This window comes from Rhodovulum sp. (assembly GCF_011048875.1).
Taxonomy (GTDB): Bacteria; Pseudomonadota; Alphaproteobacteria; order Rhodobacterales; family Rhodobacteraceae; genus Rhodovulum; species Rhodovulum tesquicola.
In genome coordinates this window covers 1-11,159 of record NZ_DSDD01000312.1, presented here as the reverse complement: position 1 = coordinate 11,159, position 11,159 = coordinate 1, and the positions used below count along the sequence as shown (strand labels likewise).

8 protein-coding genes and 1 pseudogene are annotated in these 11,159 nt (G+C 66.0%); 8 read left to right on the top strand and 1 reads right to left on the bottom strand.

The genetic code is table 11. From position 1 onward, the window contains the following. On the bottom strand, positions 1 to 421 hold a 421-nt coding region (locus ENN83_RS11070; RefSeq protein WP_414707654.1), incomplete at its 3' end, for a B12-binding domain-containing protein. 297 nt (positions 422 to 718) lie between these two features. Between ENN83_RS11070 and bchF the strand changes: the two genes are divergently transcribed. The 8 genes and pseudogenes from bchF to ENN83_RS11030 form a co-directional block, all read left to right on the top strand. Then, on the top strand, positions 719 to 1,222 hold the full coding sequence (gene bchF / locus ENN83_RS11065; RefSeq protein WP_287186982.1) for a 2-vinyl bacteriochlorophyllide hydratase: 504 nt from the start codon (positions 719 to 721) through the stop codon (positions 1,220 to 1,222). After that, a complete protein-coding gene (locus tag ENN83_RS11060) occupies positions 1,219 to 2,508 on the top strand; it encodes a ferredoxin:protochlorophyllide reductase (ATP-dependent) subunit N (protein WP_287186980.1) in 1,290 nt (429 codons plus the stop codon). Before bchF ends, ENN83_RS11060 begins: the two co-directional genes overlap by 4 nt. Continuing rightward, positions 2,505 to 4,058: a ferredoxin:protochlorophyllide reductase (ATP-dependent) subunit B gene (gene bchB / locus ENN83_RS11055; RefSeq protein WP_287186979.1), complete on the top strand. Its 1,554-nt coding sequence runs from the start codon at positions 2,505 to 2,507 to the stop codon at positions 4,056 to 4,058. Before ENN83_RS11060 ends, bchB begins: the two co-directional genes overlap by 4 nt. Beyond that, positions 4,048 to 7,620: a magnesium chelatase subunit H gene (locus ENN83_RS11050; protein WP_287186977.1), complete on the top strand. Its 3,573-nt coding sequence runs from the start codon at positions 4,048 to 4,050 to the stop codon at positions 7,618 to 7,620. The genes bchB and ENN83_RS11050 overlap by 11 nt, the downstream gene beginning before the upstream one ends. A 21-nt stretch (positions 7,621 to 7,641) precedes the next feature. Continuing rightward, on the top strand, positions 7,642 to 8,538 hold the full coding sequence (gene bchL / locus ENN83_RS11045) for a ferredoxin:protochlorophyllide reductase (ATP-dependent) iron-sulfur ATP-binding protein (RefSeq protein ID WP_287186976.1): 897 nt from the start codon (positions 7,642 to 7,644) through the stop codon (positions 8,536 to 8,538). A gap of 13 nt (positions 8,539 to 8,551) precedes the next feature. Beyond that, positions 8,552 to 9,235 (top strand): magnesium protoporphyrin IX methyltransferase, encoded by a 684-nt coding sequence (gene bchM / locus ENN83_RS11040; RefSeq protein ID WP_287186974.1) that lies wholly within the window; start codon positions 8,552 to 8,554, stop codon positions 9,233 to 9,235. Further along, positions 9,232 to 10,671, top strand: a complete 1,440-nt coding sequence (locus ENN83_RS11035; RefSeq protein ID WP_414707653.1) for a PucC family protein — start codon at positions 9,232 to 9,234, stop codon at positions 10,669 to 10,671. The genes bchM and ENN83_RS11035 overlap by 4 nt, the downstream gene beginning before the upstream one ends. A 17-nt stretch (positions 10,672 to 10,688) precedes the next feature. Beyond that, positions 10,689 to 11,159: pseudogene (locus ENN83_RS11030) on the top strand (photosynthetic reaction center subunit H); the annotation flags it as partial.

Below are 11,159 nucleotides of genomic sequence, written 5' to 3'. Positions count from 1 at the left end.
GCGGCACGATCAGCATGACATTGGGTGCATCCGCCGGCGTCATCGCGTCGGTCACCCAGGGCGCGCTGAGTTCGCGCAGGATGGCCTGCAACCGCGCGGCGCCCATCGTGACATCCGCAAAACTGAGTTCGTCGCGGCACCAGCGCTCGCCCAGTTCGCGCGCCGCCGCGGGGATATAGCCGTCGAGGATCGTTGCGACATCGGCCCCATGGCGCTGCAACTCGGTCACCGAATCCGTCTGGATCGACTTGCCGGCCTTCAGGACGTCGCTGCAGAACCGCGCCAGCAGCGCCTCGTCCAGCATATGCGCGGACTGCCCGGAGCGCTGGGCAAGGGCCGAAAGCACCTGCGCGGCAAGGGACTTGACATCGCCATGCCGGTCATGGTCCCCGGATGCCTGGTCCTTGCGCGTGTCATGCATCCTGCGGACCCTCCCGATCGTCTTCGGAGCGGATTCGCCGCCACCCGGCCGCGGCCCCCGTCCTGTCCCTGTCCAGCATTGTCAAAGCCAATTGACACTTCCTTGCCGCCCTGTGGAGAGGAATCAAGTCAAAACGGTCTAGCCTTATGATTTTACGTGGCTTTGGCCGCTGAGCCTCGTAGGGCGAAACCTCTCCTCACAGGGAGAGTGTAGACGGAAAGAGTGTAAATTACAATTGACACTTTCCGCTCCCGGGATCTACCTTGACCCCGCCACCGTCTGTCAGGGAGTCGGAGGATGTCGAAGACACGCGGAGCCGCCGGCAAGGTGGTCCAACTCTATACGCCGGAAGAGCGCCAGAGACGAGATGAAACCGTCTGGACGGTCGTTCAGGGCATACTCGCGCCGGTGCAGTTCCTGGTGTTCCTCGCCTCGCTGGCCCTGGTGGTCCGCTATCTCTGGACCGGGGCGGGCTACGAGGCGGCGACGATCTCGATCGTGGTCAAGACCTTGGTGCTTTACACCATCATGGTCACCGGCGCGATCTGGGAAAAGGTCGTTTTCGGCAAGTATCTGTTCGCCAAGGCATTCTTCTGGGAAGACGTCTTCTCGATGCTGGTGATCTTCCTGCACACGCTTTACCTGTGGGCGCTGTTCACCGGCAATTTCGGTCCCGAAGGGCAGATGTATGTCGCGCTGGCGGCCTATGCGGCCTATGTCATCAATGCCGCGCAATTCCTCTGGAAACTGCGCATGGCCCGGCTGCAGGGCCAATCTGATCAGGTGGGGGCGATGGCATGAAGGACTTCGCGCCCCAATTGCCCGCCGCGGGATGCCGCAACACCCCCGTCCTGAAGGAGCGCGGCCAGCGCGAGGTTTTCTGCGGCCTGACTGGCATCATCTGGCTGCACCGCAAGATGCAGGACGCGTTCTTCCTGGTCGTGGGCTCGCGCACCTGCGCGCATCTGCTGCAATCGGCCGCCGGTGTGATGATCTTTGCCGAGCCGCGCTTCGGCACCGCCATCCTGGAAGAGAAGGATCTGGCCGGGCTTGCCTGCGCGAACGAGGAACTGGATCGCGAGGTGGGCCGCCTGCTGGCCCGCCGTCCCGACATCCGTCAACTCTTCCTTGTCGGCTCATGCCCGTCCGAGGTCATCAAGCTTGACCTGTACCGCGCGGCCGAGCGTCTGACCCAGCGGCACGCCCCGCATGTGCGGGTGCTGAACTATTCCGGCTCGGGCATCGAGACGACTTTTACCGAGGGCGAGGATGCCTGCCTTGCCGCCATGGTGCCGACCTTGCCCGACACCGACGAGCGCCAGCTTCTGCTGGTCGGCGCGCTGCCCGATGTGGTCGAGGATCAGGCGCTGGGCCTCCTGCGCGACATGGGCGTGGCGCCGGTTCGCTGCCTGCCCGCCCACCGCGCGGCCGAGACGCCGGGCATCGGCGCCAACACCGTCGTCGCGCTGACCCAGCCCTTCCTGAACGAGACCGCCGCCTTCCTCGAACGCCGCGGCGCGCGCCTTCTGTCGGCGCCCTTCCCCTTCGGCGAAGAGGGCACCACTGCCTGGCTCTGGACCATTGCGCAGGAATTCGGCGTCGATGCCGACACCTTTGCCCGCGTCACCGACGCCCCCCGCGCCCGCGCCCGCAAGTCCGTCGCCGCGGCGGCCGAGACGCTGCGCGGCAAGTCGATCTTCTTCTTCCCCGACAGCCAGCTGGAAATCCCGCTGGCCCGGTTCCTGACCCGCGAATGTGGCATGACGGCCGTCGAGGTGGGCGCGCCCTTCATCAACAAGCAGATCGTGGGCCCCGATCTTGACCTCTTGGCCGAAGGGCCTGTCATCGCCGAGGGGCAGGACGTGGATCTGCAGCTTGAGCGCTGCCGCGCCGCACGGCCCGATCTGACGGTCTGCGGGCTGGGCCTTGCCAACCCGCTGGAGGCCGAGGGCATGGCGACGAAATGGGCCATTGAGCTCGTCTTCACCCCCGTTCATCTTTATGAACAGGCGGGCGATCTTGCCGGCCTGTTCGCCCGCCCGCTGCGCCGCCGCGCGCTGCTGAGCGGTCTGGAGGGCGCGGCATGAAGCTGACGGTCTGGACCTACGAGGGCCCGCCCCATGTGGGTGCCATGCGCGTTGCCACGGGCATGAGGGGCCTGCACTACGTCCTGCATGCGCCCCAGGGCGACACCTATGCCGACCTGCTGTTCACCATGATCGAGCGGCGCAACCATCGCCCGCCGGTCAGCTATACGACCTTCCAGGCGCGTGATCTGGGCGCGGATACCGCGAACCTGTTCAAGACCGCGCTGCAGGATGCCTATGACCGGTTCAAGCCGCAGGCGCTGATCGTGGGGTCGTCCTGCACGGCGGAACTGATCCAGGACGATCCCGGCGGCATGTCGGAAACCATGGATCTGCCCGTTCCGGTGATCCCGCTGGAACTGCCGAGCTACCAGCGCAAGGAAAACTTCGGCACCGACGAGACCTTCTTCCAGATCGTCAAGGCGCTGGCCCGCCCGATGGAGCGCACCGCGCATGTTTCGGCCAACCTGATCGGCCCCACCGGCCTTGGCTTTCGCCACCGCGACGACATCGTCGAGGTGACCGCGCTGCTGGAGGAGATGGGGATCGGGGTGAACGTGGTCGCCCCGATGGGCGCGACGCCCGCCGACATCACCCGGATGGGGGCGGCCCATTTCAACGTGCTGATGTATCCCGAACATGCCGAGGCTGCGGCGCGCTGGGCCGAAAAGACCCTGGGCCAGCCCTATACCAAGGTGGTGCCCATCGGCGTCGGCGCGACCCGCGATTTCATCGCGGAGGTCGCGGGGCTGGCGGGTGTTCCGCCGAAATTCGACGACAGCCGCCTGCGGATGCCATGGTATTCGCAATCGGTCGACTCGACCTACCTGACCGGCAAGCGGGTCTTCCTGTTCGGCGACGCGACGCATGTCAAATGCATGGCCCGCATGGCCCGCGACGAGATGGGCTTCGAGGTCGTGGGGCTGGGCTGCTACAACCGCGAATTCGCCCGCGACATCCGTGCGCTGGCCAAGGACTACGGCGTCGAGGCGCTGATCACCGACGATTATCTCGAGGTCGAGAAGGCGATCGAGGATCTGGCGCCCGAGATGATCCTTGGCACCCAGATGGAGCGTCATATCGGCAAGCGGCTGGGCATCCCCTGCGCGGTGATCTCGGCGCCCGTCCACGTGCAGGATTTCCCCGCCCGCTACTCCCCCGTCATGGGCTGGGAGGGGGCGAACGTGATCTTCGACACCCTGGTTCACCCGCTGGTGATGGGCCTCGAAGAGCACCTGCTGCACATGTTCCGCGAGGATTTCGAGTTCCACGACGAGGCCGGTGCCTCGCACCATGGGGGTGCCGCCAAGCTGCGCTCGCTGGACGAGGTGCCCGTGGCCGAGCCCGAGCCCGCCATGGCTGCGGCCGACGCGGCGCCTGCGGAGGGAAACATCGTCTGGCTGTCCGACGCCGAGCGCGAGTTGAAGAAGATCCCCTTCTTCGTGCGCGGCAAGGCCAAGCGGAACACCGAGAAATTCGCGCTCGAAAAGGGCGTGACCCGGATCAGCGTCGAAACCTTGTACGAGGCAAAGGCACATTATGCGCGATGATCGTCACATCCCCGGTTACCGAGTCGTCATCGTCACGCTGGATTCGCATTCGGCGGGTCCTGCGGCCCGTGTCACCGAGCGGCTGCGTGACGACTTTCCGGGGCTGACCGTTTCTGTCCACGCCGCTGCGACCTGGGCAGAGAACCCCGAGGCGCTGGCCCGCGCCAAGGACGACGTGCTGCATGGCGACATCATCATCGCCAACCTGCTGTTCATCGAGGAACACATCACCGCGATCCTGCCCGAGCTTCAGGCCAGGCGCGACTCCTGCGACGCGATGATCGGCGTGATCGCGGACAAGCAGATCGTTCAGTTGACCCGAATGGGCGATCTGGACATGATGAAACCCGCCTCGGGGCCGATGAAGCTGTTGAAGAAGCTGCGTGGCTCCAAGGAGGGCGGCGCGCCCAAGGGCGGCGGCGAAAAGCAGATGGCCATGCTGCGCCGCCTGCCGAAGATGCTGAAATACGTCCCCGGCAAGGCTCAGGATCTGCGCGCCTGGTTCATGACCATGCAATACTGGCTGGGCGGCTCGGACGACAATGTCGAGCAGATGATCCGCTTCCTGATCTCGCGCTATGCCCATGAAAAGGCTTGGCGCGGGGCCCATTCCGAGGCGCCGGTCGAATACCCCGAGGTGGGTCTCTATCACCCCGACCTGCCGCACGGCATCACCACCGATCCCGCCGACCTGCCGCGCCCCGCGCAGCCGGTGGCCACGGTCGGCATCCTCTTGATGCGGTCCTATATCCTGGCGTCCGATACCGCCCATTACGACGCGGTGATCCGCGCGCTGGAAGAGCGGGGCATCCGCGTGATCGCGGCCTTCGCCGGCGGTCTGGACGCGCGCCCCGCGATCCACGCCTATTTCAAAGGCGAGCATGAGGTGCATGTCGACACGCTGGTTTCGCTGACCGGGTTCAGCCTGATCGGCGGCCCCGCCTATAACGACAGCGATGCCGCGGTCGAGGTGCTGAGCGAACTCGACGTCCCTTACGTCGCCGCGCACCCGCTGGAATTCCAGACGCTGGGCCAGTGGGGGGCATCCTCGGGCGGTCTCGGCCCGGTGGAAACCACCATGCTGATTGCGCTGCCCGAGCTTGACGGGGCCATTTCGCCCACCGTCTTCGGCGGCCGCCACGGCCCCGAGGGTTGCCAGGGCTGCCCCAAGGGCTGCGTCTGCATCGCCGAAACCAAGGAAATGGCCGCCTGTTCGGAACGGGTGGCGATCTTGGCCGCCCGCGTCGAGAAACTGGCACGCCTGCGCCGATCCGAGGTCGCCGAACGCAAGGTCGGCGTGATCCTGTTCGGCTTCCCGCCGAATGCGGGCGCGGTGGGCACCGCCGCCTATCTGTCTGTCTTCGAGAGCCTATTCAACACGCTGCACCGGATGAAATCCGAGGGCTACGAGTTGGGCGAACTGCCCGCCAGCGTGGACGAATTGCGCCTGTCGATCCTTGAAGGCAATGCCAAGCAATACGGGCAGGAGGCGAATGTCGCCGCCCATGTTCCCGCCGACGACATCGTGCGCGGCACGCCCTGGCTTTCCGAAATCGAGGCGGTCTGGGGCCCCGCGCCGGGCAAGATCCGCTCGGACGGGCGCGGCGTCTTCGTGCTGGGCCGCCAGTTCGGCAATGTCTTCGTGGGCGTGCAGCCGACCTTCGGCTACGAGGGCGACCCGATGCGCCTGCTGTTCGAAAAGGGCTTCGCTCCGACGCATGCCTTCAGCGCCTTCTACCTCTGGCTCAAGAACGCCTTCCGCGCGGATGTCCTGCTGCATTTCGGGATGCATGGCGCGCTGGAATTCATGCCGGGCAAGCAGGCGGGCATGGGCGCGCGCGACTGGCCGGACCGTCTGATCGGCGACATGCCGAACGTCTATCTCTACGCCTCGAACAACCCTTCCGAGGCGACGCTGGCCAAGCGGCGGTCGAACGCGGTGACGATCACCCACCTGACGCCCCCGCTGGCGGCATCGGGCCTCTACAAGGGGTTGCAAGAGCTCAAGGACAGCCTGACGCGCTGGCGCCAGATGGAGCCGGGCTCGCCCGAGCAGGCCGATCTGGAAGAGCTGATCCGCATGCAGGCCGAGGCGGTCGACATGGGCGGCACGCCGCCCGAAAAGCTGTGGCTGAAACTGCTGGAAACCGAGGATGCGCTGATCCCCGACGGGCTGCATGTGCTGGGCCGAACCGTCACCGATGCCGAGCGCGCCGAGCACCTGCGCGTGATGTGCGAGGTCGATGACGACACCCGGGCGCGCGTCGATCACTGGCTGCAACAGGATGTGGAAATCCCCGCGCTGCTGCGCGCGCTGGGCGGGCGCTACATCCAGCCGGTGCCCGGCGGCGACCTGATCCGGTCGGCCGAGGTGCTGCCGACGGGGCGCAACATCCACGCCTTCGACCCGTTCCGCATGCCGACGATGTTCGCCATGCAGGAAGGCGCGAAACAGGCGCAGAAGCTGCTTGAGGCGCATCCCACCCCGCCGCGCTCCGTCGCGATGGTGCTGTGGGGGTCCGACAACATCAAGTCCGACGGCGGCCCGATCGCGCAGGCCATGGCCCTGATGGGGGCGAAGCCGCGCTTCGACAGCTATGGTCGGCTGTGCGGGGCCGATCTGGTGCCGCTTGCCGAACTGGGACGCCCGCGGGTCGACGTGGTGATGACGCTTTCGGGCATCTTCCGCGACCTGCTTCCGCTTCAGACAAGGATGCTGGCCGAGGCCGCCTGGAAGGCCGCGATGGCCGAGGACGAGCCGCTGGAGATGAACTTCATCCGCGCCCATTCGCTGGCACATGCCCAGAAGATGGGCGTCGACATGGACACCGCCAGCCTGCGGGTCTTCTCGAATGCCGAGGGGGCCTATGGGGCGAATGTCAACGGGCTGATCGACTCGGGCGCCTGGGGCGAAGAGGACGAGCTGGCCGACGCCTACGAGGCGCGCAAGAGCTTTGCCTATGGCCGCGACGGCAAGTCCACGGCCAATGCCGCGCTGTTGCAGCAGACGCTCAAGGACGTGGACATCGCCTATCAGAACCTCGAAAGCGTGGAACTGGGCGTGACCACGGTCGACCACTATTTCGACACGCTGGGCGGGATCTCTCGCGCGGTGAAACGGGCCAAGGGCGAAGAGGCCGCCGTCTATATCGGCGACACGACCCGCGGCGAAGGCAAGGTGCGCACGCTCAAGGAGCAGGTCGCTCTTGAAACCCGGTCCCGCAGCCTGAACCCCAAGTGGTTCGAGGGCATGCTGAAACACGGGCACGAAGGCGTGCGTCAGATCGAGGCGCAGGTCACCAACACTCTGGGATGGTCGGCAACGACTGGCCAAGTGGAGCCCTGGGTGTATCAAAGGCTGTCGGAAACCTTCGTTCTGGACGAAGAGATGCGCAAACGGCTGTCCAGCCTGAACCCGGCGGCTTCGGCCAAGCTTGCAAACCGGCTGCTGGAAGCGCATGACCGCAACTACTGGCAACCCGACGCCGAAACCCTGGCCGCGCTTCAGGCGGCCGCCGACGAGCTGGAAGACCGGCTCGAAGGCATAGTGGCGGCCGAATAGAGCCGCGAACGGAGGGAACCAATGAGCCCCAGAGACGGAATTCCGCTGCTGAGAGGCGAGGACGGCGAAGGCTCTGTCCAGGTCCATCAGGACGAGACGATGAAGATCGAGGGGGCCAAGGTCTTCTCGATCTACGGCAAGGGTGGCATCGGCAAGTCGACGACCTCGTCGAACCTGTCCGCGGCCTTTTCCATGCTGGGCAAGCGCGTGCTTCAGATCGGCTGCGACCCCAAGCATGATTCGACCTTCACCCTGACGGGCCACCTGCAACCCACGGTGATCGACGTGCTGAAGGAGGTCGATTTCCACCCCGAGGAACTGCGCCCTGAGGATTTCGTGACCGTGGGCTTCAACGGCGTGATGTGCGTCGAGGCCGGCGGCCCGCCCGCGGGCACGGGCTGCGGCGGCTATGTCGTGGGCCAGACGGTGAAACTCCTCAAACAGCACCACATGCTCGAAGATGCCGACGTGGTGATCTTCGACGTGCTGGGCGACGTGGTCTGCGGGGGCTTCGCGGCACCGTTGCAGCATGCCGACCGCGCGGTGATCGTGACGGCGAACGATTTCGACTCGATCTACGCGATGAACCGCATCATCGCCGCCGTTCAGGCCAAGTCCAAGAATTACAACGTGCGGCTCGCGGGCTGCATCGCGAACCGGTCCGAGGATACCGACCAGGTCGACAAGTATTGTAACCGCGTCGGCTTCAAGCGGATCGCGCATATGCCGCTGGTCGACGCGATCCGGCGCTCGCGCCTGATGAAGAAGACGCTGTTCGAGATGCCCGATGACGAGGACGCAGTGATGTGCCGCGCCGAGTATATCCGGGTGGCCGAGACGCTGTGGAACGGCACCGAACCGCTTGCGCCCGCGCCGCTGCCGGACCGCGAGATCTTCGAATTGCTCGGGTTCGATTGAGGAACGGCCGCAAATGGACAGCTACGCCAAGACCCGAGAGCGGCTGGAACACTACTTCGATCGCACGGCGTCGAAGACCTGGGAAAGGCTGACCTCGGACGCGCCCGTTTCACGCATCCGCCAGACGGTGCGCGAGGGACGCGACCAGATGCGCGCGGCGATGCTCGCGCGCCTGCCCGATGACCTGAGCGGCAGGCGCGTGCTCGATGCCGGTTGCGGCGCCGGTCCGATGACGCTGGAACTGGTCAAGAAGGGGGCCGAGGTCGTCGCCTGCGACATCTCGCAAAGCCTTCTTGATGTTGCGAAAAGCCGCATCCCGGAGAAATACCACCGGCAGATCACCTTTGTCGCCGGCGACATGCTGTCCGACCGGCTGGGCAGTTTCGACTACGTCATGGCGATGGACAGCCTGATCCACTACAAGGCGGCCGATATCGCGGCGGCACTGGGCCGCCTTGCGCCCCGGACCCGCGGCAAGATCGTCTTCACCGTCGCGCCCAAGACCCCGCTTCTGTCGGTCATGCATGTGACCGGCAAGCTGTTCCCGCGCTCCGACCGCTCGCCGCGGATCATTCCCCATGCCGAGGCCCGGATCGCGAGCGCGCTGCGCAAGGCGGGCGTCAAGGGCCATCTGCGGCCGGTGCATCGGGTCGCGCGGGGCTTCTATATCAGCCAGGCGATGGAGCTGGACCCTTGATCATCGGCGCCCGCAGAATGGCTCAACTGAGCCTGCGTTACCTGCCCTTCGCGGACGCGGTGTCCGACGATTTCCCGCTGCGCCAGATCCTGCGGCTGTCGCTGTTCCAGGTCTCGGTCGGCATGGCCACGGTCATGCTGCTGGGCACCCTGAACCGGGTGATGATCGTCGAGCTGTCGATCCCGGCCACGATGGTCGCGATCATGATCGCGCTGCCGGTGATGACGGCGCCGTTCCGGGCGCTGCTGGGCTTCAAGTCCGACAATTACCGCTCGGCCATCGGCTGGAAGCGCATTCCCTACATGTGGTTCGGCACGCTCTGGCAGATGGGCGGGTTGGCGATCATGCCCTTCGCGCTGATCGTGCTGTCGGGGGACCAGACGCTGGGACCGGCCTGGGCGGGCGAGGTTCTGGCGGGCATCGCCTTCCTGATGACCGGGCTTGGCATCCACATGACCCAGACCGTGGGCCTTGCGCTGGCGTCCGACCGGGCCACCGACGAGACCCGCCCGCGGGTGGTGGCGCTGCTCTACGTCATGTTCCTCGTGGGCATGGGCGTGTCGGCCGTGGTGATCGGCTGGTTTCTTCGGGATTTCAGTGAGTTGACCCTGATCCGGGTCGTGCAGGGTGCCGCCGTTGCAACCGTCGTGCTGAACCTCGTTGCGCTCTGGAAACAGGAGCCAATGAACCCCATGAGCAAGGAAGAGCGGTCCACCCGCCCGCCCAGCTTCGGCGATGCCTGGGCGGACTTCCTGCGCGGTGGACGGGCCGGTCGGTTGCTGGCGGTGGTGGCCCTGGGCACGCTGGCCTTCAACATGCAGGACGTGCTGCTTGAACCCTATGGCGGTCAGGTTCTCGGCCTGTCGGTCGGCACGACCACGCTTCTGACCGGCGCCTGGGCGGCGGGGGCGCTTCTGGGCTTCGGGCTGGCCGCGCGCTGGCTGAGCCAGGGCATGAACCTCTACCGCATGGGCGCGACCGGGATCCTGTCGGGGATCGGCGCCTTCACGCTGGTGATCCTGTCGGGGCCGCTCGGCTCGGTGACCCTGTTCTTCCTGGGCGCGGGCGCGATCGGTTTCGGCGGCGGTCTTTTCGCGGTGGCGACGCTGACGGCCGCGATGTCCCTGCCGACCGATGCCAAGGCGGGGCGTGGGCTTGCGCTGGGCGCCTGGGGCGCGGCGCAGGCTACGGCCGCGGGGCTTGCCGTGGCGGCGGGCGGCACGCTGCGCGATGTCGTGAATCACTTTGCGCTTTCGGGCGCGCTCGGCGCGGGGCTCGAAACCCCGGCCACCGGATACGCGGCGGTCTACCACATTGAGATCGTCCTGCTGTTCGTGACACTCATGGTTCTGGGGCCGCTGGTGCGGCCACAGGACGGCAACCATCCCAACAGGGATTCCTCGGCCAAGATCGGGCTGGCCGACTTCCCAACCTGACCCGGAGGACCGAACCCATGGTCAACGCATTTTTCGGAAACTTCGATCTTGCCAGTCTGTCCATCTGGTCATTCTGGCTGTTCTTTGCGGGGCTGGTGTTCTACCTCCAGCGCGCGAACATGCATGAGGGCTATCCGCTCGAAGACGAGATGGGCAATCCCGCCCCGAACCAGGGCCCGTTCTGGGTCCCCGAGACGAAGACCTTCAAGCTGCCGCATGGCCAGGGCGACCTGACGGTTCCCAACCTGCTGACCGATCCGCGCAACAAGGATCTGCCGCTGAAGAAGATGACCAAGAACAACGGCTATCCGCTTGAGCCCACCGGCGATCCGATGGTGGACGGCGTCGGCCCGGCCTCGTGGTGTGCCCGCAAGGACGAGCCGGAACTGGACGGCCGCGGCCATCCCAAGATCCAGCCGATGGCGGCGCTTGGTGGCTTCAAGGTGTCGGCCGGGCGCGACCCGCGCGGCATGACCGTGATCGCCGGT